At 66.1% G+C, this 23,293-nt stretch carries 22 protein-coding genes; 12 read left to right on the plus strand and 10 right to left on the minus strand.

All coding sequences use genetic code 11. The annotated features are described in order from the left end of the window. Positions 1-235 precede the first annotated feature (235 nt). The 4 genes from hemF to RQH86_RS17655 form a co-directional block, all read right to left on the minus strand. Complete coding sequence (gene hemF / locus RQH86_RS17640) at positions 236-1,135, minus strand: oxygen-dependent coproporphyrinogen oxidase (protein WP_311239902.1); 900 nt, start codon at positions 1,133-1,135, stop codon at positions 236-238. A gap of 723 nt (positions 1,136-1,858) precedes the next feature. Further along, the gene (locus tag RQH86_RS17645; protein WP_311239877.1) at positions 1,859-2,419 is read right to left on the minus strand and encodes a hypothetical protein; all 561 of its coding nucleotides are present in this window, start codon (positions 2,417-2,419) and stop codon (positions 1,859-1,861) included. Beyond that, positions 2,416-3,132 carry a hypothetical protein gene (locus RQH86_RS17650; RefSeq protein WP_311239876.1) on the minus strand — a complete coding sequence of 239 codons (717 nt, stop codon included), beginning with the start codon at positions 3,130-3,132 and terminating at the stop codon, positions 2,416-2,418. The genes RQH86_RS17645 and RQH86_RS17650 overlap by 4 nt, the downstream gene beginning before the upstream one ends. Before the next feature lie 408 nt (positions 3,133-3,540). Beyond that, complete coding sequence (locus RQH86_RS17655; protein WP_311239878.1) at positions 3,541-5,907, minus strand: prolyl oligopeptidase family serine peptidase; 2,367 nt, start codon at positions 5,905-5,907, stop codon at positions 3,541-3,543. 945 nt (positions 5,908-6,852) lie between these two features. Here RQH86_RS17655 and RQH86_RS17660 point away from each other — a divergent pair. Both RQH86_RS17660 and RQH86_RS17665 read left to right on the plus strand, forming a co-directional pair. Continuing rightward, the gene (locus tag RQH86_RS17660) at positions 6,853-8,196 is read left to right on the plus strand and encodes an AMP-binding protein (RefSeq protein ID WP_193552641.1); all 1,344 of its coding nucleotides are present in this window, start codon (positions 6,853-6,855) and stop codon (positions 8,194-8,196) included. A 141-nt stretch (positions 8,197-8,337) separates the two neighbouring features. Further along, a complete protein-coding gene (locus tag RQH86_RS17665; RefSeq protein WP_311239875.1) occupies positions 8,338-8,637 on the plus strand; it encodes a hypothetical protein in 300 nt (99 codons plus the stop codon). Positions 8,638-8,815: 178 nt separating this feature from the next. Here RQH86_RS17665 and RQH86_RS17670 read toward each other — a convergent pair whose 3' ends face one another. Continuing rightward, a complete protein-coding gene (locus tag RQH86_RS17670) occupies positions 8,816-9,823 on the minus strand; it encodes a pteridine-dependent deoxygenase (protein ID WP_311239874.1) in 1,008 nt (335 codons plus the stop codon). 588 nt (positions 9,824-10,411) lie between these two features. Here RQH86_RS17670 and xanC point away from each other — a divergent pair. From xanC to RQH86_RS17715, 9 genes are all read left to right on the plus strand, one after another. Continuing rightward, complete coding sequence (xanC, locus tag RQH86_RS17675) at positions 10,412-10,681, plus strand: xanthomonadin biosynthesis acyl carrier protein XanC (RefSeq protein WP_011260626.1); 270 nt, start codon at positions 10,412-10,414, stop codon at positions 10,679-10,681. A 37-nt stretch (positions 10,682-10,718) separates the two neighbouring features. Then, complete coding sequence (locus tag RQH86_RS17680) at positions 10,719-11,402, plus strand: ketosynthase (protein WP_082473429.1); 684 nt, start codon at positions 10,719-10,721, stop codon at positions 11,400-11,402. A 53-nt stretch (positions 11,403-11,455) separates the two neighbouring features. Continuing rightward, positions 11,456-12,205: a lysophospholipid acyltransferase family protein gene (locus RQH86_RS17685; protein ID WP_311239873.1), complete on the plus strand. Its 750-nt coding sequence runs from the start codon at positions 11,456-11,458 to the stop codon at positions 12,203-12,205. Positions 12,206-12,276: 71 nt separating this feature from the next. Further along, complete coding sequence (locus RQH86_RS17690) at positions 12,277-12,504, plus strand: hypothetical protein (RefSeq protein ID WP_236699212.1); 228 nt, start codon at positions 12,277-12,279, stop codon at positions 12,502-12,504. After that, positions 12,501-13,475, plus strand: coding sequence for an acyltransferase (locus tag RQH86_RS17695; protein WP_055847003.1), 975 nt, complete (start codon positions 12,501-12,503; stop codon positions 13,473-13,475). Before RQH86_RS17690 ends, RQH86_RS17695 begins: the two co-directional genes overlap by 4 nt. Next, complete coding sequence (locus RQH86_RS17700; protein ID WP_311239872.1) at positions 13,399-14,046, plus strand: LolA-related protein; 648 nt, start codon at positions 13,399-13,401, stop codon at positions 14,044-14,046. The genes RQH86_RS17695 and RQH86_RS17700 overlap by 77 nt, the downstream gene beginning before the upstream one ends. Before the next feature lie 133 nt (positions 14,047-14,179). Continuing rightward, positions 14,180-14,404 (plus strand): hypothetical protein, encoded by a 225-nt coding sequence (locus RQH86_RS17705; protein WP_311239871.1) that lies wholly within the window; start codon positions 14,180-14,182, stop codon positions 14,402-14,404. Beyond that, entirely contained in the window at positions 14,394-16,760 is a 2,367-nt protein-coding gene (locus RQH86_RS17710) for an MMPL family transporter (protein ID WP_311239870.1), read from the plus strand. Before RQH86_RS17705 ends, RQH86_RS17710 begins: the two co-directional genes overlap by 11 nt. Next, a complete protein-coding gene (locus RQH86_RS17715; RefSeq protein ID WP_311239869.1) occupies positions 16,747-17,178 on the plus strand; it encodes a phosphotransferase in 432 nt (143 codons plus the stop codon). The genes RQH86_RS17710 and RQH86_RS17715 overlap by 14 nt, the downstream gene beginning before the upstream one ends. A gap of 8 nt (positions 17,179-17,186) precedes the next feature. Here RQH86_RS17715 and RQH86_RS17720 read toward each other — a convergent pair whose 3' ends face one another. Further along, positions 17,187-17,735, minus strand: a complete 549-nt coding sequence (locus RQH86_RS17720; RefSeq protein WP_055850182.1) for a hypothetical protein — start codon at positions 17,733-17,735, stop codon at positions 17,187-17,189. A 182-nt stretch (positions 17,736-17,917) separates the two neighbouring features. On the opposite strand from RQH86_RS17720, the gene fabG reads away from it, so the two are divergent. Continuing rightward, positions 17,918-18,649: a 3-oxoacyl-ACP reductase FabG gene (fabG, locus tag RQH86_RS17725; RefSeq protein WP_055847012.1), complete on the plus strand. Its 732-nt coding sequence runs from the start codon at positions 17,918-17,920 to the stop codon at positions 18,647-18,649. Between the two features lie 199 nt (positions 18,650-18,848). Here the strand turns inward: fabG and RQH86_RS17730 are convergent, their stop codons facing one another. From RQH86_RS17730 to RQH86_RS17745, 4 genes are read right to left on the minus strand one after another with little or no spacing between them, the layout of a single operon-like run. Beyond that, positions 18,849-20,471 (minus strand): NAD(P)/FAD-dependent oxidoreductase, encoded by a 1,623-nt coding sequence (locus RQH86_RS17730; RefSeq protein ID WP_055847015.1) that lies wholly within the window; start codon positions 20,469-20,471, stop codon positions 18,849-18,851. Then, entirely contained in the window at positions 20,468-21,289 is an 822-nt protein-coding gene (locus RQH86_RS17735; RefSeq protein ID WP_055847018.1) for a glycosyltransferase family 2 protein, read from the minus strand. Before RQH86_RS17735 ends, RQH86_RS17730 begins: the two co-directional genes overlap by 4 nt. Continuing rightward, complete coding sequence (locus tag RQH86_RS17740; RefSeq protein WP_311239868.1) at positions 21,286-22,059, minus strand: beta-ketoacyl synthase chain length factor; 774 nt, start codon at positions 22,057-22,059, stop codon at positions 21,286-21,288. Before RQH86_RS17740 ends, RQH86_RS17735 begins: the two co-directional genes overlap by 4 nt. Next, positions 22,059-23,255 (minus strand): beta-ketoacyl-[acyl-carrier-protein] synthase family protein, encoded by a 1,197-nt coding sequence (locus tag RQH86_RS17745; RefSeq protein ID WP_311239867.1) that lies wholly within the window; start codon positions 23,253-23,255, stop codon positions 22,059-22,061. Before RQH86_RS17745 ends, RQH86_RS17740 begins: the two co-directional genes overlap by 1 nt. Between the last annotated feature and the right edge of the window lie 38 nt (positions 23,256-23,293).

Genomic DNA, 23,293 nt, shown 5'->3' on the forward strand with positions numbered 1-23,293 from the left:
TTAACTCGCTCAATCAACACAGCGTTTCATTTCCGCAATTCAGGTTTAACTGTGGGCGATTCTGAATGCGTGAATATCTGTGGATGACCCAACGGATAAAGGCGCTGAAACCAATCCCCGCACGGAGAAGATTTCAGCGCCTTCGGATGCATCGGGCGTGGCGCACTGCCTTCGCAGGGCAGCAGCGCTGGCGGCCCCTTCACTCCGGCCCGCTCCGATCACGGCAACGTCAAAGTCAGCCCAGCCAGTCGCGCGGCACCAGGTAGTCCAGCAACCACGCCTCGGCGCTGCCGGGCTCGGCGGTGTAGCCGTATTCCCAACGCACCCGCGGCGGCAGGCTCATCAAGATGCTCTCGGCGCGCCCGCCGCTCTGCAGCCCGAACAGGGTGCCGCGGTCGTAGACCAGGTTGAACTCCACGTAGCGCCCGCGGCGGTACAGCTGGAACTCGCGCTCGCGCTCGCCAAACGGCGTGTCCTTGCGGCGCTGCACGAGCGGCATGTAGGCATCCAGGAAGCCATTGCCCACCGCCTGCTGGTAGGCAAAGTCGCGCTCGAAGTCCTGGCCCAGGTCGTCGAAGAACAGCCCGCCGACGCCGCGCGTTTCGTTGCGGTGGCGCAGGAAGAAGTACTCGTCGCACCAACGCTTGTGCGCGGCATAGCGCTCCTCGCCGAACGGCGCGCACAGCGTCTGCGCGGTGCGGTGCCAGTGCTGCACGTCTTCATCCACCGGGTAGAACGGCGTCAGATCGAAGCCGCCGCCGAACCACGCGGCAACCACCTCGCCATCGCGCTCGGCGCGGAAGTAACGCACGTTCATATGCGTGGTCGGCACGTGCGGGTTGTTCGGATGAAACACCAGCGAGACGCCGCAGGCCCGCCAGGTCGCGCCCGCCAGCTCAGGCCGGTGGGCACTGGCCGAGGGCGGCAAGCGCGTGCCGGACACATCCGAAAACCCAATGCCGGCCTGCTCGAACACCGCGCCGTCGCGCAGGATGCGGGTACGCCCGCCACCGCCTTCCTCGCGCTGCCACAGATCCTCGGAGAACCGCGCTCGCCCATCGGTGGCTTCCACAGCGGCGCAGATGCGGTCCTGCAGGTCGGTCAGATAATCGCGTACGCGGTCGAATTCGTTCATGGCCCAATTCTAAGCCGTGCATCGCGGCGGGTGCGCCCACCCGAACGTGGCCGTTTGTCGCAGGGCGATGTGGAAGGTGGAGAAGGTCCCGCAGCGGTTAGCGTGTCAGGGTCAGTCGAGTTGGTCTGTGTGTAACGTTTCAGCACAGCACAGCACCCACTAAACCGCACGACCCGGTGGTTTCCGTTCTTCAACAAAACCACCGACACACTGTCTGGTGCGGTGTCCTCGCCGCTTGCGGCATGGATGCCGCCATCGAGCCCGCAGGGACGGGTTGACGGCGTGTCCCGCGAGCGGTGAGGGCGTCGCGCACTCGATGTCTTCGCGTTTGCTGCAGGGCCCTTGCCCGCCCACCATCGCAGGACACGCTGCAAGTACGTCCATGTAAGCTCCGTGGCGGCATCCATGCCGCCAAGGGTCCCGCGACGGTGAGCGGGCAAGGGCCAGTCGCGTTGATCGGTGCCCAGGGTTTCGGCACAGCAACCAGCACCCCCCGACATCGCGCGACGCGGCGGTTTGGTTCTTCAGCAAAACCATCAGCAAACGGTCTGGTGCGGTGAGGGCACCGCGCCCTCGACTCACCAGGTTCGAAGATCGCCAGGCAACCGCAACAGGCAAGCTGTCAGTCTTCTCAACGTGATTGACTAGCGCGGATCATTGGTTGCAAGGCAGCCGATCTGCGCGCGGACTGCATTGCCCTTGCCTGCGCCAAAGTCACTAGACCTAGGCAAACTCCGCACGAACAGCTGGCTTACACAGTCGCCAGGCGAGTGCTGCATGCACGCAGCCGATGGCCAGAGCGCCCGCGCCGGTGAGCACCAGCGCCATCTGTTGCGTGGCCTGCAGGCGTGCCTGCATCTGCGGCCACTCCGGGCTGTGCAGTACATCGGCCGGCAGCATGGCCTGCACGCCGTCGAACAACGGCCCGATCAACGCCAGCCCGGCAAAATTGAGCAGCCCGGTGACGATCAACACCACCACAAACCCGATGCGCGCCCACTCGCGTCGCTGCAGTAGCGCCCAGCTCAGCCATGCGAACGCCACCGACAGCACCACCCCGATTACCGACAACGCCATGCCGTGGTCGATCACCCATTGCCACGACGGCGGCAAGGTCATGCCCAGGGGCAGGGCGAGTGTGGTGGCGTCGGGCACTGCCACCAGCACCACGATCTGAAACAGGTTGGCCAGTGCGCTGACCACGCCCAGCAACAACGAGACCCATGCCAGCGGCGAGACAAAGCCGCCGTTCGATTGGGGCGATGTGCGCGGCGCTGCGTTCATTGCAGCGACGCGATATGCGCCGCGACTGCAGCCTGCCCGGGTGGGTCCAGCGCGGGTTGCAGCTGTGCGTACCAGCCGGGCAGGGCATCGGCTGGCAGACACGCGCGCAGCAACGGCGTGCTGCGCTCAAGAAATTCCTCGAAGAACGGCAGGCCGCGGACATACAAAAAGTGGCTGTCGGTGATCGACATGCCGGCATAGGCTTCGCGCAGCCACTCCAGATGCGGCAGGGCATGCGCACCGTGACCGGCGCGGGTCAGTGCGGTCAGAAAGCCCGTCCGCGCCGTGGCTGGCGAGGTGGAGCGCTCCTGGGCGTTCAGATCGTCGAAGGTCAGTAGCCATTGCTCGCCGCGCTCGACCTCGTTGCACATCACCGAGGTGGTGGCCAGCTGCAGCGCGTTGTGCGCGGTCGGCTCCAGCTCGTACAGCGCCAGCCAATACGGATACGCCTCGTGGTAGCGGTCCAGTGCGCTCAATGCCAGCGCGCACAGGCGCTGCGCATCCGCACCGGCCTGCAACTGCGCTTGTGCCGCGTTGTAGGCGCCCACGTGATCGCCGCGCTGAAACGCGCTCAGCGCCGGCTGCAATGCGGGGTCGATCTCGGCAGCTGCCTCGCCGGCATCGTCGCCAGGCGCTGTCGCTGCGGTGGGTTCTGCCCGCGGCGGCTTCGCCACGGCGGTCTTGCGTCCAAACAAACGGTCCCACAGGCCCATCGCGTCTACCTTGTGTGCGCCAGCAATGAGTGGGAAGTCGCCGCGACGCCGGCGGCGCACCGGTTCTGCGGCAGACCGGTACAGAGGGCGAACACACGAACCCTCTGCTGGTCCTGCGCCAAGCTTAGAGCCACTTGCGTAGGGAGAGGTGAGTGCAACGCAACCAGCGTGCGTGCTGGCTGAGCGACGCGTTGCAGTCGACCCGATTGCCGCAGGCGTCTGCAGGCTGCGGCGATCGCTTCCGGACAAGACGGCGAGCATTCCTCGCCCACAACAAGCTTCAAATGCGCATCTGTGACGTCGCCAGCGATGTAGCGCCTGGAAACGCTGCACCCGGCATTGCAACCGTCTGTGGCCGCCGGTACAGGTGCCGGCAACGCCTACCTTGCAACGGGCACAGCGCGTCGGTCAGCGCTGTGGCTTCACCTGCTCGTTGAACAGCTTGAGGATGCGCTTGTACTCGTCCAACCATGCATCGGCCCGGGTAAATCCATGGCGTTCCAGCGGATACGGCGCTACCTGCCAGTTGTCCTTGTGCAACTCGATCAACTTCTGCGTCATGTCCACCGAGTCCTTGAAGAACACGTTGTCGTCGATCATGCCGTGCGCGATCAGCAGATGGTCCTGCAGCCCGTCGGCGTAGTTGATCGACGAGGAGGTCTTGTAGGCCTGCGGGTCGAGCTCGGGCGTGTTGAGGATGTTGGAGGTGTATTCATGGTTGTACTGCATCCAGTCGCCCACCGGCCGCAGCGCCGCGCCGGCCTTGAAGGTGCCGGGGCTGCGGAACAACGCCATGTACGTCATGAAGCCGCCGTACGACCCGCCGTAGATGCCGGCGCGTGCGCGGTCGCCCTGTTTGGTGGCGACCAGCCAGTCCAGGCCATCCAGATAATCCTCCAGCTCCGGATGCCCCATGTTGCGGTAGATCGCGGTGCGCCAGTCGCGGCCGTAGCCTTCCGATGCGCGGTAGTCCAGATCCAGCACGATGTAGCCCTGCTGCACCAACAGGTTGTGGAACATCTGCTCGCGGAAATACGGCGTGTAGCGCTGCGACACGTTTTGCAGGTAGCCGGCGCCATGCACGAACATCACGATCGGATACTGCTTGCCCGGCTCGGGAGTCTGCGGCCCGTAATACTTGCCCCAGACCGTGCCGGCGCCGTGTTTGGACGGCACCTGCACGTACTGCGGTGCGATCCACGTCTGCGCCTTGAAGGCCGGCGTGCGCGTGTCGGTGAGCACCGTGGCCTGACCGCCCGCGGCCGGCACCACCGCCAGTTGCGGCGGCAGATAGGCGCCGGAGTAGCGCACCAGCAACTGCTGCCCATTCGGCGACAGGCTGAAGCCTTCCACGCCGTTCAAGGCCGTCACTTCGGTGAGCTGGTCGGTGCGCAGATCCAGCTTGCACACCTCGTAATCACCCGGCCATTTCTGGTTGCACAGGAAATACATGCCGCTGCCATCGGCGCTGGGCACCGGCATCGACACTTCCCACTTGCCGCGGGTGCGCTGACGCGGCTTGCCGTTGCCTTCCACCGTGTACAGCTGCGAATGGCCGGATTCTTCGGAGAGCAGCCACAGCGTGCGGTTATCGGCTAACCAGCCGAAATCATTGAAGTCCCAGTTGATCCACGCGCTGTCGCTCAGCCGATGCCGCGGCTGCAGCTTGGCGCTGTCCAGATCCACGCTGGCGATCCAGCGGTCCTTGTTGTCCACCGCGCGGATTTCCACCGCCACGTTGCGGCCATCGTCGCTCCAATGCACCGCCGGGCCGCTGCCGTCGCCATCGCTTTCCACGCGCACCGCGCGATTGCCCTTGAGCGCGTCGCGCTTGGCGGCCTTGCGCAGTGCAGCCAGCGGGTCGGTGGCGATGCCGGGCAGCGCATCGAAGGACAGCTGGCGCGCGCTGCCTGCGGCCACATCGACCAGCCACAGTGCATGCGCCACCGGGGCATTGCGACCGACGCGGGAGCGGGTTTCCTGGAACTCCTCGTAACCGGATTCGGTCACGTACTTGGGCATCTTGCCGGCCTGGCCTTCGTCGGCGTTCTTGGCCTGTGTCACCACCAGCAGGTGGCGGCCGTCCGGCGACAATGCGCTGTCGACGATCTCCACCTCATCGCCCAGATACACCGGCGCTGCTGCGCGCGTGACGTCTGCGCGGCGCCAGGCATCTTCCTGCGTGCGCAGCGCATCGCGCTGTTCGCGATCGCGACGCAGCGTGGCCAGCGTGGCCAGTTGCTGCTCGCGCAGCACATCAGCCTTGGGCGCGGCCTTGGGGTCGCGCTCGGCCTTGACCACGGCCACCTGCGCGGTGCCGCCATCGGCCCGCCAGTGGTACCAGTTGTTGCCCGCACGCCAGATCGCACCGCCATCGCTGGCGAATTGCGGACGCGATTCGACTTCGTTGCTGCGGGTCAGCTGGGTCAGCGCGCCCGAGCGCAGATCACGCAGGAAAATATCGCCATTGCGTGCGAACAACATGCGCTGACGGCTGGCGTCGTAGCTGGGGTCGGCCGCATCCAGGCCGGCGCGCGCCGTGTCGGCCACGCGGTCTGCCGCTGTGCCGTCGATGCCCTGGCGATAGGTATCGCGCACCGGGCTGCCATCGCGCTTGAGCAGGTACTGCACCTGCTTGCCGTCCCACTGCCACCACGCCTGATCGACCGACGGCCCGATCCAGTCCGGATCGGCCATCACCTGTTCGATGGTGAGCGGTGCGGCGGACTGCGCATGCGCGGTGGCAGTCAGCAGCAGAAGGGTCAACGGCAGCAATCTGGGCATCGGAAACAACTGGACGCAAAGGAGAGCGCGCAAGCCTAGCAGTTCGTCTCTGCGGCAGGCTTGGGCCACAGGTCATGCGCGGGCGGCGTAACGCGGGGGTGGTTGCATAGCGGTGGTGCCAGACGGACGCGACTGTTATGTGTTTGCTGCACCTCATTGCAACCGCAGTGCGTGGCACTGCTGCGTTGCGCCGAATGACGCTGCGGCATGCACGGCGTCGCATGCGCGCATCGCTGTGCGCTTGTGGCGGGTTAAATGCTTCAGCGCCATCGTCGGCGGTCACTGCGTACGCTGCGTTGCGTCATGACGCGTTCTTTCTGTCTACCGCCTCTGTCTGCAGTAGGCGTTGCGAGAGGCTGAAAGGCCACTGGCGAATAAGCGCGCGTGGATGTTGTGGGCTGCGGACGTTGCACGTTGCACGTTGCCGATGACGGCGCTCGAGCTGCGCGCGTGCCCCGCCATTGGAGTCGCGGTTGTCACGGAGGCATGTCCAGAGCGCAATGAGCGAACGCGTCGTCCCCATACGCATAGGCCGAAGACCCACGGTGGGTCTGGTGCCGGAAGGCGGCTTTACCGTCGCATGCAATGCTTGGCCACACATGCATGGTCGCCAACACCAGACGGAGATTCTGCGCACCTCACCGCCCCATTGTTGAAAGGTGCTTGGCGTGCGATTGAGCTAACACAACAATGCAGTGGCGGTTTTGGTGATCAGTATCGAAGCCTGCGACGTGTGAGCTCCGACGTGAGCGCGCGCGTCAGATTACGCGGACCCATTGCAGGATTCATCGGCGCAGCCATCCAGGTGCCGCGGTTGCCCGTCTGCCATCTGCGCCAGCTACGCGTCGCGGCCCCGGACAGCGGCCGGAAACCTCCCGACTTGCCAGCAGCCCGGGGGGCGGCCAAGCTAGCGCGCTTTTGCGATTGTCGATGCACATGTCCAGCCTGCCTGCTCCCGTTGTGTCCCATCCCATGGCCGTCGGCGCGCCTGGCCGGCCGTTGGCGTGGCGCGCGGGGCAGTCGGTGGATCTGGCGACCTTCGTCGCGCATGTGCATGGCCTGGCGCAGCAGCTGCCGGAGGGCCGCCATGCGGTCAATCTGTGCGAAGACCGCTACCGCTTCATGGTGGCGTTCTATGCCTGCGCGCTGCGTGGGCAGGTGTCGCTGCTGCCGTCGTCGCGCGCGCCGGCGGTGGTGGGCGAAGTGCAGGCCGGTCACGCCGATGCCTACTGCCTGGGCGATCTGGCGTTGGAGCTGGCGCCGCCGCGCTACTGGCAACTGCCGGACGCGCTGCCGCAGGCGGACGGCCCGATTCCGCAGCTGGCCGACGACGCACTGGTGGCGATCGGCTTCACCTCCGGCAGTACCGGTCGCCCGCAACCCAATCCCAAGACCTGGGGCAGTTTTCTGACCAGCACCCGGCAGGATCTGGTCGCGCTGCAAAGCCTGTGGGCGCACACCGACGCAGTGCCGCACGTGGTGGCCACGGTGCCGCCGCAGCACATGTACGGCATGGAATTGTCGGTGCTGCTGCCGATGGTTACCGAGCTGGCAGTGCACGCGGGCCGGCCGTTCTTCCCGGACGATGTGGCACGCGCGCTGGCCGATATTCCCGCCCCGCGCGTGCTGGTGACCACGCCCGTGCATCTGCGTGCCCTGGTCGAATCCGGGGTGGCATTGCCGCCGCTGGCCGGCATCGTCTCGGCCACTGCACCGCTGGCACAGGAGGTTGCCGCCGCAGCCGAAGCGCGGTTTGGCGGTGAAGTGCGCGAGATGTTCGGCTCCACCGAAACCTGCGTATTCGCCGTGCGCCGCACCGCACTGGAAGCCGCATGGACCCCGCTACCCGGCGTGCGTCTTGAAACCCAGGCCGCAGGCACCTTGGTGCATGCGCCGCATCTGGCCACGCCGGTGTTGCTGGCCGACATGATGGACGTGGCCGACGACGGCACTTTCCAGGTGCGCGGACGCCAGGCCGATCTGCTGGAAATCGCCGGCAAACGCGCGTCGCTGGCCGACCTCACCCGCCGTCTGCTCGCCATCCCCGGCGTGATCGACGGCATCATCGTGCAGCTGGCACCGGACGCAGGTCAGTCGGTGGGCCGCATCGCCGCATTGGTGGTCGCCCCGACCCTGGACGACGCGCAGATCCTGGCCGCATTGCGCGTCAGCGTCGACCCGGTATTCCTGCCGCGCCGCCTGCGCAAGCTCGCCGTTCTGCCACGCAACGAAACCGGCAAATTACCGCGCGATGTGGTGTTGGGGTTGCTCAACGGCTGAGCAAGTTTGGGCAATGCCCTCTGCAGGCCGATGCCAACGGCTGCGTGAGTGGATTGCTTACTGGCCGGGTGCCGGATGAGCGCAGAGGTAGGCCGAGAAACGCGTCAGTAGCTGAGTTTTCTGCATCGCCTCCAGGGTCGCATGCACTTGGCAGGCCAATCCGTTCTGATCCGCACAGCGCGCATCTGCCGTGTTGGCCGCACTCAAGCGCATGCGATCACGCTGCGTCAGCTGCGCCTGAAACTCGTCCTGCGCAAAATCCAGATCACCTGGCGTGATCGATCTGATCCGTTGGGCTGGGCAGCGCCGATCTGCCTGATCTGCCAGCGCTTCGAACGCGCTTCTCCTGCGTATTTCTGCGTTCCGGCAGGGCTTGCGGCCGCCAGGAGGATTGCGAGAACAAGCATGCTGTCTCCGCGAGAGCGTCGTCTGCTCGACTGAGCGCACGATCTCACCGATGTCGACGGTCTGCCAGCGGCTACGCGCCGCATGATCAGTGGCGAGATAGGGAACAGCCTGGCCGCGAGCACGGCGGTATCTGCGCGATACGTGCCGCACCCGGTTTTCACGGAACTACCGGCGGCCACAATCTGCAGCACGCCGGCACGCACGGCATCACTCAGCCGTGCACACCATCGATCTCCACCGCCAGCTCATCGCGGCAGATCACTGCGTGCAGCAGCAGGCGCGGTACCGCGTCGCCAAAGCGGGTGTCCAGGGCCTGCGCGACCTTGGCCAGATCGTCCTGCTCGCGGACATACACCTTCAGGCGGGTGCCGGCGCCGAACTGCGCGGGCAGCGCCGGTGCGTGCGTGCGTGCGGCGCCGAGCAGGGCATCGAAGTTGGCGAAGGTTTCTTCCAGCTGCGCCAGCAGCTGGCCGGTATGCATCGAGGCATGGCCCACCACTGCGGCGGTGCCTGACAGCAGCAGCGGCATGTCGCTGCCGGCGGGCGGCAGCATGGCGCGCGCAAAACTCGGCGGCTGCGGGCCGTATTGGCGCGGGTAGTTGTAGGCGCTGACCTGACGCGGATTTTCCAGCGGCGTGCCGGCATCGGCGGCGGCCAGCCAGTAGATCTGGATGATGCGTTCGGCATCGCAGCGGCCCACCGCAGTGGCGGCCGGCAACTGCGCGACGTCGAAAGCGCCCAGGCCACGCGCGCGGCCCACGCAAAACTGGCGATAGCGCTCACGGTCGCCACTGCCCAGGGTGATGGCATCCAGGTAGTTCCAGATGCGCAGCAGGCGCGGTGTGGCGCTACCGCTGACAAATGCGGTCAGCTCTGCGTAGGCCTTGGCGGCGGCGTCTTCGATATCGACATCCTGCTCGTCGATTTCGATCACGCCAAACTGCAAATGCCCATCGCTGGACCAGGCGATGTTGCCGTCGCGGCCACTGCGCACCAGCGCATCGGTCCGCCACACCTCCAGCACATCGGCCTGATACGGCTGCAGCGGCACGCGCAGATAGCGCGGGTCGTCCAGGCGCGGGGCGGCATCGCCGAACCCAAACACGGCCAGCACCTGCGGATCGGTCAGCAGCGCCGCGGGGTCGGTCTGGTCGACATAATCGACCTGCAGGCGGGGATGGCGCAGCGGTTGCGCGGTCTGGGCCGGGGAAGCAGTCATTGAGTCTCTCGTTGCAAGGTGGTGCCGTCGAAGCCGTGCGTGGACAGGCGCCGACGTGGGCGCCACACCTGCCGCACGTACGGCATCGTCGATAGGAATGTCAGTGCTGGGATGGCGTGGACTGCGCGCAGAGACTCGCCGATAGGCAGGCGAGGGCGCAGCACCTGTACGTGCCGCAGCATCGCCCTACCGAAGCAGGCAGGCGTCAGCGCTGCTGTACAACCAGTCGGGCCGCCGCCCCTGATCAGAATAGCCGGACACTGCGGTCCGGGAGCCGGCCCGGCTGCCGGCTTGGCGGTCGGGGTGGGGCGCACAACGGTGGAAGTCATCCTGAAACGAACCTGCAGCGGGCGAGCGTCATGCAGTCATGATAGCCTGACCGGCGGCCCGGACATCTGTGCGGCCGCCGAGATCCACGCATGCCGACCAACGCAATGACAGGGCGATCGCCGGCCGCGACGCGGGCCCGGCGCTCGGAATCGACAGGTACGCCACGTACACTGCCGGCTCGACGCGCCGTCCGCCACCGGCCGCACGCTGTCGGTGGCCTGCTCCGACTTTGACCGACCCTTACCCTGGAACTTCTGGATGTCCTCGCAAACCGCTGCCGAACGTGAACTGGCCGAACTCCTGGTCGAAAGTCTGAACCTGGAAGACGTCCAACCCGCCGACATCGATCCGGAGGCGCCGTTGTTCAACACCGGGCTGGGGCTGGATTCGATCGATGCGCTGGAACTGGCGCTGGCGATCAGCAAGCGCTATGGCTTCCAGCTGCGCTCGGACAACGACGAGAACCGTCGCATCTTCGCGTCGCTGCGCGCATTGTCGGCGCATGTCGAAGCCAACAAGACCGTCTGAGGTTCCGACCGCCGCGCCCAGCGATGCCCCGCCGTGGGTGCTGGGGCTGGGCGTGCTGCTGGCGGTGGCGTACTCGCCGCTTGCCCACTGGGCCAACGCCAGCCATCGCTCCGACCTGGCCGTGATCGCCGGCGTCATGCTGGTGCTGATGGTGTTGATCGAACCGATGGTCGCGCGGCGCGCGTGGGCTTGGGCGCTGGCACTGGTGAGCCTGGCCGGCCTGGGCGCGTTGTGGCATTCGCCGCACGCCATGCTGGTGCTTGCGGCGCCGCCGGTGGTGTTCACCGGATGGGTCGCCTGGTTCTTCGGGCGCAGCCTGCGGCGCGGGCGCACTCCGTTGATCACCCGCATCGTGGAAGGCCTGTACGGCCGGGCCGGCATGGCAGTGACGCCGGCGCAATTGCGCTACACGCGTGGGCTGACGCTGGCCTGGGCGCTGCTGTTGTGCGGGCTGACCCTGCTCAACCTGGTACTGGGCCTGTGCGCCGAACCCAGTGGCGTGCTGGCGCAATTGGGTTATGCCTCGCCGCTGCCGATCAGCGACGAACGCGCCTCGTTGTTCGCCAATTTGCTGGTGTACGGCGTGGTTGGCGGGTTCTTTGTTGGGGAATATCTATTGCGCGGGCGCTGGTTTCCGCAGCGTCCCTATCGTAACCTGCCAGACTTCTTGCGCCAGATGGCGCGGCTCGGGCCGGACTTCTGGCGCGATCTGCTGCGCTGAGTGCGTGGCCAGGGGCAGCGACGTACGTGCACAGTTTCGGGGACAAAACAAAAATGCCGTTGGCAAGGATGCCGTCGCGCCTGGCGTGGGGTGTATTCAATCTGCTGCAATTGGCCTTCACGCTGACGTTTACCGCCGGCGGGATCGTGTATGCGTTGCTGCTGCTGGCGATCACCCGCGATGCCGATCGCCTGTTGCGCATGGGCGGCTGGATGTGGTCGCCGGTGCTGTTCCGCGGCGCGGGCGCCAAGGTGATCGTGGAAGGGCGCGAGCGGGTCGACTGGTCCAAGAACTATCTGTTCGTCAGCAACCACCAGTCCATCATCGATATCTGCGCCTTGTTCTACGCCTTGCCGGTGCCGCTGCGGTTCCTGCTCAAGGAAGAAATGCTCAAGGTGCCGTTCGTGAACTGGTATGCGCGCGCCACCGGCATGCTGTTCCTGGACCGCGACAGCCGCCGCGCCGGGGCGCTGGTCCGTCGGCAGGCGGCCGCGCTGCTGCGCGAGGGCAAACAGTTGTGTCTGTTTCCCGAAGGCACCCGTAGCCGCAGCGGCGAATTATTGCCATTCAAGGCCGGGCTACTGCAGGCCGCTATCGATGCTGGTGTCCAGGTTGTCCCGGTGGCGCTGGACGGTTGCGGCAAGGTGCTGCCGGTGGATGGTGTGTTCAGGGTGCGTCCCGGCATCATCCGCGTGCGCATCGGCGAGCCGATCGCGGTCACCGGGCCGGATGCACCGGATCGCCAACAATTGACCGAGCAGGCACACAAGGCCGTGGCTGCAATGCTTCAACCCAGGATCTGAGTTCCGCGCTTATGGATTTCGTCGTGCCGCATGATCATCCCTGCCTGCCCGGGCACTTTCCGGGTCGCCCCGTGGTGCCTGGCGTGGTCGTGCTCGACCATGTGCTGCAGGCCGTGGAAGCGCTGCATGGCCCGCGTGCCGCAGCACGGCTGCCGCAGGTGAAGTTCGTGCAGCCGTTGCTGCCCGGCCAGACCGCGTCGGTCATGCTGGAAGGCGACGGCCCGCGCTGGCGCTTCCGCGTGCAGCGTGCCGGCGAGGTGCTGGTCAGCGGCGAACTGGTGGCGGAGGCCGCGGCATGAACAAGCATTGGAAACAGCGTCCAGAAGGTGGCGGGCGCTTCGCGTTGTGGCTGATCCGCGGGATCGCACGGCATGCCGGGCGCTCGGTGGGGCGCGCGTTGCTGTACCCGATCACGCTGTACTTCCTGCTGGTGCGTGCGCCTGAGCGCGCCGCCTCGCGCGCCTATCTGGCACGTGTGCTGGGGCGTCCGGCCAAGCTGCGCGATGTGGCGCGGCATATCCATACGTTTGCATCGACCATCCTGGACCGCGTGTACATGTTGTGCGGGCAGATGCAGCGCTTCCGCGTCGACATCACCGGGCTGGATCAACTGCACACGCAGATGGACCGCGGCCGCGGCGTGCTGATCTTCGGCTCGCACCTGGGCAGTTTCGATGCGCTGCGCGTACTGGCCACCGAGCGCCCGGACGTGCAGGTCAAGGTGGTGCTGGACAAGGCCCACAACCGCGCGATGACCGACCTGCTGGGCGCACTGAATCCGCAGCTGGCCGCCAACATCATCGATGCCGGCATGGACGCGACCTCGATCGTCATGGCGATCAAGGACGCCACCGATGCCGGCGCGCTGGTGGCGCTGCTGATCGATCGCCCGCGCGAAGGCGACCCGGCGTTGCCGGCGATGTTCCTTGGCCGCAATGCGATGTTTCCGACCTCGCCGTGGTTGATCGCCGCCGCGCTCAAGGTGCCGGTGGTGCTGGCGTTTGGCCTGTATCGCGGTGGCAATCACTACGAGCTGGCATTCGAGACCTTCAGCGAAGGACTGGATGTGCCGCGCAGGCAACGTGCGCCGGTGCTGGCGGTGCTCATGCGCGATTACGCGGCCAGGCTGGAACATTACACACGCTACGCGCCGTACAACTGGTTCAACTTCTACGATTTCTGGAACACCCACCATGCCGATGCGCCGCACCCTGCCGTGGATGCTGATACTGCTGTTCAGCGCCGCACCGCTATGCGCCGCACCGCCTGAGGCCCTGGATGTCGGCCAGGTGCTGCAACGCCTGGCACGCCCGGTGCCAGCCAGCACCGAGTTCGTCGAACTGCGCGGCTCCGCGCTACTGAAAACGCCGCTGCGCGTGCAGGGCCATTACCGTCGCCCGGATGCGCAGACGTTGGTGCGCGAGGTGAGTGCGCCGTATCGCGAAACCACCACCTTGCGCGGCGACGAAGGCGTGCTCGAACGCGAGGGCAAAGCGCCACGCAAGTTCGCCTTGAGCCGGGTGCCCGAACTGGCCGGGTTGAAGTCCGGCTTCGGCGCGCTGCTGTCGGGCGATCGCGCGCTGCTGGAGCAGCAGTATCGCCTCAGCGGGCATGGCACAGCGCAGGCATGGCAACTGACCTTGCAGCCCAAGGACGCCGCAGTAGCCAAGCAGGTACGCGAGCTGCGTCTGTACGGCAGCAACGATGAGCTGCGCTGCATCGAAAGCGTTCCGGCGAAGGGCGATGCACAACGCACGCTGCTGGCCGGCGCGGCACGTGCGGCTGCCAGCGTCAACGACGCCGCAGCGCTGACCACGCTCTGCCACGGCCCGGACGCGTGACCACGCGCGGGCAGGTCTTGCTGCTAGCCGTCGTCAAATACGCCAGATCGCGCGCGCTCAACCGGATTGCCGTGTCACTGGGACCCGATGCCGTACGCGGCTCGGACCTCGCCCATTGCAGTGAGGCAGTTGCATGTCGTTTGAATTGAACGCAAACCGCCGCATTGGGCTTGCCTTGCTGTGGCTGGCCTTGCTGGTGGTGGCCGGATTCTGGTTGAGCGAGACGCTCAAGGTCACTGGCGATTTGCGCAAGTTCATGCCCGCCCTCCGCAGAAAAAAAGCGCTGGAGTTGCCCGATGCCGCGCGCGCGGCCGGTGGACGTCCAGCCATTGCAGTGAGGCAGTTGCATGTCGTTTGAATTGAACGCAAACCGCCGCATTGGGCTTGCCTTGCTGTGGCTGGCCTTGCTGGTAGTAGCCGGATTCTGGTTGAGCGAGACGCTCAAGGTCACTGGCGATCTTCGCAAGTTTATGCCCGCCCCGCGTACGCCTGCGCAAAAACTGCTGATCGAAGAACTCGGCGAAGGCCCGGGCTCGCGGCTGTTGCTGATGGCCTTGTCCAATAGCGACCCGGCCACCCTGGCCGAGCAATCGCAGCAGTTGCACCAGGCATTGGCCGCGCAGCCGGCGCTGTTCGAGCTGGTCGGCAACGGCGGCACTGCGGGGTTGGAGGCGATTCCGGAGCGCTTGTTGCCGTATCGCTATCTGCTTAGCGATAGCTTCGATACCGCACCGCTGGACGCGGCGACGCTTGAAGCGGCGCTGCAGTCACGCGTGCAGGATCTGGGTTCGCCGGCAGCGGCGATGGTGGAGCCGCTGCTGCCGCGCGACCCGACGCTGGAAGTGCTGCATCTGGCCGAGACCCTGCAGCCGGCGGCCGCACCGCAAACACGCAACGGGGTGTGGTTCGATCGCGCCGGCACCTCGGCGTTGTTGATCGTGCAGACGCATGCGGCCGGCTTCGATCCCACCGGCCAGCAGCTGGCCTACGACGCCGTGCAAGCGGCGTTCGCCACAGTCAGCAAGGGCACCACGACGCAGCTGACCTTGACCGGCCCGGGCGCATTCGCGGTGGAGATCACCGCACGCACCCAGGGCGAATCGCAGTGGATCGGCACACTGGATACGGTGGGTCTGGTGCTGTTGCTGATGATCGCCTACCGCAGCTGGAAGATTCCGGTGCTGGGCGTGTTGCCGCTGGCCAGCGCCGGCCTGGCTGGCCTGGGCGCGGTGGCGCTGGTGTTCGACGGCGTGCATGGCATCACCGTGGCATTCGGCTTCACGTTGATCGGCGTGGTGCAGGATTACCCGATCCATTTGTTCAGTCATCAACGCCCCGGCCTGGATCCGCGCGACAACGCGCGGCATTTGTGGCCGACGCTGGCGACCGGCGTGGTGTCCACCTGCATCGCGTATGTGACCTTCCTGTTCTCCGGTGTGGATGGTCTGCGCCAGCTGGCGGTGTTCACCATCGCCGGTTTGGCCACTGCGGCGGTGACCACGCGTTGGCTGTTGCCGTGGCTGATCGACCCGGCCCCGCGCGACTATGCCGACTCGCGTCTGTTGGCAACGCTGTGGCGCGATATCGCGCGGCTGCCGCGGCCACGCATCAGCCTGGCGGTGATCGCGGTGATCGGCATGGCGGTGATCGCATTCGCGCCTGGCCAGTTCTGGCAGAACGATCTATCCAAACTCACCCCGGTGCCGCCCAAGGCATTGGCGCAGGACACCCACTTGCGTCAGGAACTGGGCGCGCCCGATGTGCGTTATGTGCTCGCGCTGCCTGCCGCCAACGATGAAGCGGCGCTGCAGGCCAGCGAATCCCTGCGGCCGCGGCTGGATGCGCTGGTACGCGACGGCGCCCTGGCCGGCTATGACATGGCCGCGCGCTATCTGCCCAGTGCCAAGACCCAGCAGGCCCGTCAGGCGGGGTTGCCGGATGCAGCGCAGGCGCGCGCGCTGACCGATCGCGCGGTGGCGGCCACGCCATTCCGCAGCGATGCGTTCGCGCCATTCCTGCAGGATCTGGATGCCGCCAAGCGCGCGCCGCCGCTGCTGCCAAAGGATCTGACCGGCTCGCCGCTGGCCACCTCGGTGGGCGGCTTGCTGCTGGGCCGCGGCGATCGCACGACTGCCCTGGTGTCGCTGACCGGCTTGCATGATCCGGCGGTGTTGGCTGCGGCGGTGCAGGGCAGCGGCGCGCAATTGCTGGATCTAAAAGACGCGTCCGAATCGCTGGTGGCCGCCTACCGCGGCCGCGTGCTGGGCGCCCTGGGTGTGGCGGCGTTGTTGCTTGCGGTGACGGTGGCGATCGCGTTGCGCAGCCCGCGCCGTATCGTGCGTGTGCTGTTGCCGATGGCGCTGACCACCGTGTTGATCCTGGCAATCCTGCGCGGCATCGGGGTGGAGCTCAATCTGTTCCACTTGATCGCGCTGATTCTTGCCGCAGGCTTGGGCCTGGATTACGCCTTGTTTTTCGATCACGCCGGCGACGATCACGCCGATCAGCTGCGCACGCTGCATGCATTGATTGTCTGCAGCCTGATGACATTGCTGGTGTTCGCGCTACTGGCCGCCTCCAGCATTCCGGTGCTGCGCGCGATCGGCAGCACGGTGGCACTGGGTGTGTTGTTCAATTTCATCCTCGCGTTGCTGGTGTCGCGCGAACCGGCACTGGAGCGCACACGCAATGGAGAATCGCATGCAGGGACGTGACGCAATCGCCGCCTTGATCCCGCATCAGGGCAGCATGTGCCTATGGGATGAGGTGGTGACCTGGGACCCGCAGCGGATTGTGGTGCGTAGTCACGCGCATTGCAGCGACATGCATCCGCTGCGTGCCGATGGACGTCTGCGCGCGCTGCATCTGTGCGAATACGGCGCGCAGGCCATGGCCGTGCATGGCGGCCTGCTGGGGCGAGAGTCAGGCAAGCCGGTGCGCCCGGGCATGCTGGTTGCGCTGCGTGCGGTGGAATTGCATGTGACGCATCTGGAGGCCTTGCCCGATGCCATCGAGTGCGAAGCGCAGGTGCTGATGCAGGGCGAGGACAGCCAGCAATACAGTTTCCGTCTGACCCATCAGGCGCAGCTGCTCGCCGAAGGCCGTGCCACGGTAATGCTGGGTGCGGCCTGAGATCTGCATCAGGGTGCGGCGTGTGTCTTCGTTGCAACCAGTGCGCTCAGCTTGACGACGCTAGGCAGGCGGTGCGCATACAGCCGCGCAATGTCGTCGCCGCTGTGTAGATGCTCGAAATGCTCCAAGCCGATAGAGAGGAATTCGGGATTATCATCGCGCGCGGGCTTGATCTCGCCGACTTCAAGTGCCTTCAATGCGCTGATCCAATGGAAGGACTGACCAGCATCCTGGCGATTGAAGTAGGCGTACCAAACCGGAATGCGGAACAGTCGTTCGAACGCCACCGCACGTTTGAGCTCGCTCTCGTAGGGAAGGCTGTAATACGCCTGATTGGCGTGCTTGAACTGAACGTAGTTTTTTACGTCGATGGCGATCAAGCCAATTGATTCCAAAAGCATCAGGAAATCCGGACGTTTAACCGCAGTGCCAAATAATGGCGCGAAGGTATCCGGCGCTTGGCAAATGGCTACATAGCTGAAGCCATGCAATTGCAGCCAGGAATTCATCGCGTCCTCGCCTTGTTTGCCAAGGCCCGCCAAGTTCACTGCACTCATTTCGTTTCGTTCATCGCCGCGCATGCCTGGAAGCTACCAGCCAGATTCGAAGGTACTCAAGCGGCAGTGGTCGGATTTGCGGCATGGTTAGGCAAATACGGGATGGGTGCCAAGAGTCCGTCTTTCAGCAGGCAGCTTGCTCTACGATAACGCTCCTTCTCTGCTCATATGGTTCGTGGCTTATGAACTCAGCTGCACGACGCGCACTCGTCACCGGCGGCAGCGGCGATCTTGGCGGTGCGATCTGTCGCCATCTGGCGGCGCAGGGGCGGCACGTGATCGTGCATGCCAATCGCAATCTGGCGCGCGCGCAAGAGGTGGTTGCCGCCATCGTGGCCGACGGCGGTAGCGCCGAAGCGGTGGCCTTCGATGTGGCCGATGCGCAGGCCAGCGGCGCGGCGCTGGAGAACCTATTGGCGTCCGGCCCGATCCAGATCGTGGTCAACAACGCCGGCATCCACGACGACGCGCCGATGGCGGGCATGAACGCCGAGCAGTGGCATCGGGTGATCGATGTGTCGCTGCACGGCTTCTTCAACGTCACCCAACCGTTGTTGTTGCCGATGGCGCGCACGCGCTGGGGACGCATTGTCAGCGTGTCGTCGGTGTCGGCAGTGCTGGGCAATCGCGGGCAGACCAATTACGCCGCAGCCAAGGCGGCATTGCATGGCGCGACCAAATCGTTGTCGCGCGAGATGGCCAGCCGCGGCATCGCCGTGAATGTGGTGGCGCCGGGCGTGATCGAAAGCGACATGGTCGGCGAAAATTTCGCGCCGGAGGTGATCAAACAACTGGTGCCCGCCGGGCGCGTCGGCAAACCCGACGAGGTCGCCGCGCTGGTCGCCTTCCTGTGCTCGGAGTCTGCCGGTTACATCAATGGCCAGATCATCGGCATCAATGGCGGCATGGGCTGATTGCCTGACGTCCAGGCTGCTGCGTTGCGCGCGTGGCTAGCTGCGACGACGGCGTTGATCGATAGCACATTGCGTTACAACCGATGGCGTCCGAGTGCCATCGGCTTTACAGCCGATCTCATCGATCTTCATGTCGAATCGCACAAGCATGACGTGCGCTTCAAGAAAAACGCGCCGTTGCCGGCGCGTTCGATCGGCCTCACGCCGCGTCCGCGTACCACGTCGCCGTCAGGATCGGGTCGCCGCTGGCGTTGGCGGTCAGTGCGTCCAGCCCGTGATCGGGCAGGTCGGGGTGACGGTGGCGCGCCTGCTGCAGGATCTCGCGTGCCAGCACCGCCATCTGCGCCACGTTGGTGTGGATGCGTGCGGCAAACGCGTCGTCGTCCAGGGTGTCGTGCAAGGCGCCATTGAGCTCGTTGAACCAGCCGATCAGATACTGGTCCAGCAGACGGCCATCGCTGGTAGCGATGCCTTGAGCAGTGTTGTGCACGCCCCAGTCGTGCAGCACGCGCTGCATGGCCAGGTTCATGTCGCGCGCATAAAAGAAGTCGGCTTTCATGCGCGACAACAGGCTCAGGTCGGCGATGCGTCCGGAACAAAACAGCGGCGCCAGCAACGACCAGTAGTAGGTGTAATCCCAGATCACCTTGACCGGCATGACCTGCTCGTCGCCGAACAGCGCGTACTGATCCTGATACAGGGTCAGGGTGTTTTCGTAGAACGAGAAATACAGTTGCTCATACAGCTCGGTATACGGGCTGAGCGACCTGCCGGCGCGATCGCGGCCGATCAGTTCGCAGATATAGGTGTTGGAGATGGCGATGAAGTCGCTGCCCGGCGAATAGAACGGATCCAGGAACACCCCTGCCTCGCCGGTGAGCGCCCAGCGCTGCGACGAGAACACCTGTTTGCAGCCATACGAAAAATTGCGCAGGAACAGAAAGTCCTGCAAGCGGTAGTCGGCCTTGTCCAATGAGGCGGCGACCTGCGGTTGATGCAGACGCAGCCAGTCCATGGCTTTTTCGTGCGTGTTCATGGTCTCCAGCGGGTGCATCTGCGCATCGCACACGATGCCCAACGAATGCGCGCCGGACGACAGCGGGATCAACCAGAACCAGTAACCGGGCCCGCACATGTGATTGGTGGAACGCCAGCGATCCGGCGGCGTGCAGCGCTGCAGCCAGCTGCTGTCCTGCGACCAACCGTTCGGGTCGATCAGGCCTTCCACGCGCCACCACACCGCATTGGCGTTGTGCGCGTTGTCCTGTGCCAGGCCCAGCTTGCGCTTGAGCAGGCCAGCGCGGCCACTGGCATCGACCACCCAACGCGCGCTCAGCGTGCCTTGCTCGCCGGCATGCTCGTAGCGCACCGCATGGTCGGTCTCGTCCTCGGACAGATCCACGCCCTTGACGCTGCAGTTGTCCAGGAACGCGATGCCCTGCGCGCGGGCGCGCTCACCGAGGAAATTTTCGAAGCGGCCGCGGTCGATCTGCCACGACGGTGTCGGCAGGATCTGGCTGACGCCCAGTTCGGTGCAGCGGTCGATGTCTTCGCGTTTGTCGGAGAAGAAGAAGCGGAAACCGAACTTGCGGATCTGCTCGGTCTCCAGATGCTCGCGCAACCCCAGCACGTCGGCAAAATAATGCGCGCCGATCTCCACCGTGGATTCGCCCACCTTGAACGCGGCCTCGCGCACCGGGTGCGCACGGCGCTCCAGCACGGTGATCGCAAGCTCCGGATCGCGTTGCTTCAATTGCAGGGCCAGGCTCAGGCCGGCCAGACCACCACCGGTGATGACGACATCGCGACGCTGTGCATTCATGGGGACGGGTTGCTCTTGGTAGCCGCGGGCACAGTAGCAAATTCGCCGTCGACATCGTCAATGATCACCGGGTTGGCGCGCACGTTGCGGTACTCGCGCCAGATGTGCCCATAGGTCCAGGCCTGCACGACCACGTGCGAGGTGATGTTCCACAGGTCGCGCACCAGCCGGAAATGGCTCTTGCGGAAGGTGCCCGGCGCGCTGCCCGCGTAGCGGGTTTCGATCGGCACCGCGACCACCCGTGCGCCGGCCTGGCGTGCGGCGGAAATCAGCAGCTGCGCCTCGAACACGAAGCCTTCGCCGGACACGTTGGGCAGGGTGAACACCGAGGCCGGATACAGCCGTTGGCCGCTCTGGCTGTCCACCAGTTGAAAACCGCAGGCCCAGGCGATGCCCCAGTCGCCGAAGTCGTTGCCGATCCGGCGGATGGTGGGCTGGGTGGCGCGCTTGCGCATGCGCGCGCCGACGATCACGCAGCCGGGGTAGCGGTTGGCTGCGGCCAGCAGGCGCGGGAAATCGGCGGCCTTGTGCTGGCCATCGCCGTCCATGGTCATCACCGCGCGCATACCCATCTGCTGCGCCTGCGCAAAGCCGCTGCGCAACGCGGCGCCCTTGCCCATGCGCTGCGGATGGCGGATCAGGCGCACCGGCAGGTCGGCGATGCAATCGGCGGTGCCATCGTCGGAACCGTCGTCGATCACGATCACATGCGAGCAGTAGGTCAACGCATCGTTGACCACTTCGCGGATACGCAATGCCTCGTTCAAGGCCGGCACCAGAATCGCGGTGTCCTCGCGGGTCAGCGGCACCCGGCTCATCGCTGCAGCTCCACACGCAGCACCCGGCCAGGGCCGGCATACAGGGCGGCGCTGTCGCCGTGGCCGGCCAACAGCGCGAACAGCGGCAGCATCGGCGCCATCGCATTGGCGGCGACATGGCGCGCCAACGCGCCGTCAGCGGGAGACGGCGCGCCATCGTCCAGCCACGCCTGCAGCTGCGGCTTGCCGGCCTGGCCAGCGCTGCCCAGCACCAGCGCGCCACCAAGCAGGCCCTGGCTGGGCGAGATGCGCCCAAGCGGCCCCACCGAGCGCGCGTCGTAGCCGGCCAGCAGCACTGCATCGACGCCGGCGGTGAGTTGCACCAGCGCTTCCAGCAGGCCTTGCGCAAAACTGGCATCGCGGGCGCTGATCGCCGTGGCCGGGGTCATCGCGCCGGCACCGATGGTCCAGTAGCCGGCCGCGGCGTTGTGCACCGAGTTGTGGAACTTGGTCGGCGAGATCGCCAGCGGGTCGCTGGCCAGCGTGGTGCACATGTAATCGGTGATGGCCAGATCGCCGTGCGTGGAGGTGAACACAGACGGCAAGCTGGCAGGGTCGCGGCCGGCGGCGGTGCAGGCCGCCAATGCGGCTTCCAGCGACACCGCCACCGTATCCGGCGCACGGCGGCGCTCGTTGGCGGCCAGCAGCTGCGGCGCCGGACGTGCGGGCGTCTCCTGCAGCGGGCCGCCCTGCATGAAGGCATGCGCGGCCTCCCAGTTGGGCAAGCCTTGGGTCCAGAAACCGATCCCTTCGATGGTGGCGGTCAGCATCAGCGTGCCCGCCCGAACAGCAGCGAACAGTTGTTGCCGCCAAAGCCGAAGGAGTTGTTCATTGCGTAATCGATCCGGGAGTGGGCGTTGTCGAAGCGGATCTGCGGGCCGCAGGCGGGGTCGGGCACCTCGCTGTTGAGCGTGCCAGGCAGCACGCCGTCGCGCAGCGCCAGCAGGGCGATCACTGATTCGACGATGCCGGCCGCGCCCAGGGTGTGGCCGGTCCAGGCCTTGGTCGAGCTGGCGTGCAAGGTGTCGGGGAAGATCGCCGCCACCGCTGCCGCTTCCACGCTGTCGTTGGCCGGCGTGGCGGTGCCATGCAGGTTCAGATAGCCCACCGCCGCTGCGTCCAGGCCGGCGCGTTCGAGCGCGCCGCGCATCGCCAACTGCGCGCCCAGGCCCTGCGGATGCGGGGCGGACATGTGGTGCGCATCGCTGGATTCGCCATAGCCGTACAGCCACAACGTCGCATCCGGGGCGGCGGCGGTGCGTTCGACCAGCGCAAAGCCACCGGCTTCGCCCAGGCTCAGACCGACCCGGCGCGCGTCGAACGGCTGGCACGGTTCGGGGGCGACCACCTGTAGCGAGTTGAAGCCGAACAGCACGCTGCCGCACAAGGTGTCCACGCCGCCCACCAGGGCCGCGTCGATCACCCCGGCCTCGATCAGCCGCGCCGCCTGGGCAAACACCTTGGCGCTGGACGAACAGGCGGTGGCCACGGTCACGCTGGGGCCGCGCAGGCCGGTGGCGTGCTGGACGAAGTCGCCCAACGAATGCGGGGTGTGCACGATGGGGCGGTCCAGATCGTCCGGAAACCGCGCGCCGTCGGCGTCCTCTACCAACCGTGTATAGGCTTCTTCGCTGGCGCCGATGCTGGAGGTGGAGGTGCCGATGATCACCGCCACGCGTTCGGCGCCGTAGCGCTGCGCGGCGGCCTGCACGGCATCGGCCATGCCGTCCTGCTGCAGGGCCAGCCAGGCCAGCCGGTTGTTGCGGCAGTCCCAGCCTTGCAGCGCAGCGGGCAGGACCACCTCTTCCACGCCGTCGACGCGGCCGATCCAGCACGGCAGCGGTTGCGGTCCGAAATCGTTGTAACGCAGGCCGCTGCGGCGCGACTGCAGCGCGGCGGCCTGGGCCGCAAGCCCGGCGCCGAGCGCGGTGGTGGAGGTGTAGGCGGTGACGGCGACCGGGGCCATCTGGGACGAATGCTGCGCTTGGCTCACGATGGTCTGGC

It is taken from the genome of Xanthomonas sp. WCS2018Noco2-27 (genome assembly GCF_031843525.1).
Lineage (GTDB): Bacteria > Pseudomonadota > Gammaproteobacteria > Xanthomonadales > Xanthomonadaceae > Xanthomonas.

Excerpts from the sequence above, each read along its gene's own strand:
- RQH86_RS17720 (WP_055850182.1), bottom strand. The coding sequence starts at position 17,735 with ATGAGTGCAGTGAACTTGGCGGGCCTTGGCAAACAAGGCGAGGACGCG.
- xanC (WP_011260626.1), top strand. The coding sequence starts at position 10,412 with ATGTCCTCGCAAACCGCTGCCGAACGTGAACTGGCCGAACTCCTGGTC.
- RQH86_RS17730 (WP_055847015.1), bottom strand. The coding sequence starts at position 20,471 with ATGAATGCACAGCGTCGCGATGTCGTCATCACCGGTGGTGGTCTGGCC.
- RQH86_RS17695 (WP_055847003.1), top strand. The coding sequence starts at position 12,501 with ATGAACAAGCATTGGAAACAGCGTCCAGAAGGTGGCGGGCGCTTCGCG.
- RQH86_RS17710 (WP_311239870.1), top strand. The coding sequence starts at position 14,394 with ATGTCGTTTGAATTGAACGCAAACCGCCGCATTGGGCTTGCCTTGCTG.
- RQH86_RS17650 (WP_311239876.1), bottom strand. The coding sequence starts at position 3,132 with ATGGGCCTGTGGGACCGTTTGTTTGGACGCAAGACCGCCGTGGCGAAG.
- RQH86_RS17745 (WP_311239867.1), bottom strand. The coding sequence starts at position 23,255 with ATGGCCCCGGTCGCCGTCACCGCCTACACCTCCACCACCGCGCTCGGC.
- RQH86_RS17660 (WP_193552641.1), top strand. The coding sequence starts at position 6,853 with ATGTCCAGCCTGCCTGCTCCCGTTGTGTCCCATCCCATGGCCGTCGGC.
- RQH86_RS17735 (WP_055847018.1), bottom strand. The coding sequence starts at position 21,289 with ATGAGCCGGGTGCCGCTGACCCGCGAGGACACCGCGATTCTGGTGCCG.
- RQH86_RS17645 (WP_311239877.1), bottom strand. The coding sequence starts at position 2,419 with ATGAACGCAGCGCCGCGCACATCGCCCCAATCGAACGGCGGCTTTGTC.
- RQH86_RS17665 (WP_311239875.1), top strand. The coding sequence starts at position 8,338 with ATGCACTTGGCAGGCCAATCCGTTCTGATCCGCACAGCGCGCATCTGC.
- RQH86_RS17670 (WP_311239874.1), bottom strand. The coding sequence starts at position 9,823 with ATGACTGCTTCCCCGGCCCAGACCGCGCAACCGCTGCGCCATCCCCGC.
- RQH86_RS17685 (WP_311239873.1), top strand. The coding sequence starts at position 11,456 with ATGCCGTTGGCAAGGATGCCGTCGCGCCTGGCGTGGGGTGTATTCAAT.
- RQH86_RS17715 (WP_311239869.1), top strand. The coding sequence starts at position 16,747 with ATGCAGGGACGTGACGCAATCGCCGCCTTGATCCCGCATCAGGGCAGC.
- fabG (WP_055847012.1), top strand. The coding sequence starts at position 17,918 with ATGAACTCAGCTGCACGACGCGCACTCGTCACCGGCGGCAGCGGCGAT.
- RQH86_RS17740 (WP_311239868.1), bottom strand. The coding sequence starts at position 22,059 with ATGCTGACCGCCACCATCGAAGGGATCGGTTTCTGGACCCAAGGCTTG.
- hemF (WP_311239902.1), bottom strand. The coding sequence starts at position 1,135 with ATGAACGAATTCGACCGCGTACGCGATTATCTGACCGACCTGCAGGAC.
- RQH86_RS17700 (WP_311239872.1), top strand. The coding sequence starts at position 13,399 with ATGCCGATGCGCCGCACCCTGCCGTGGATGCTGATACTGCTGTTCAGC.
- RQH86_RS17705 (WP_311239871.1), top strand. The coding sequence starts at position 14,180 with ATGTCGTTTGAATTGAACGCAAACCGCCGCATTGGGCTTGCCTTGCTG.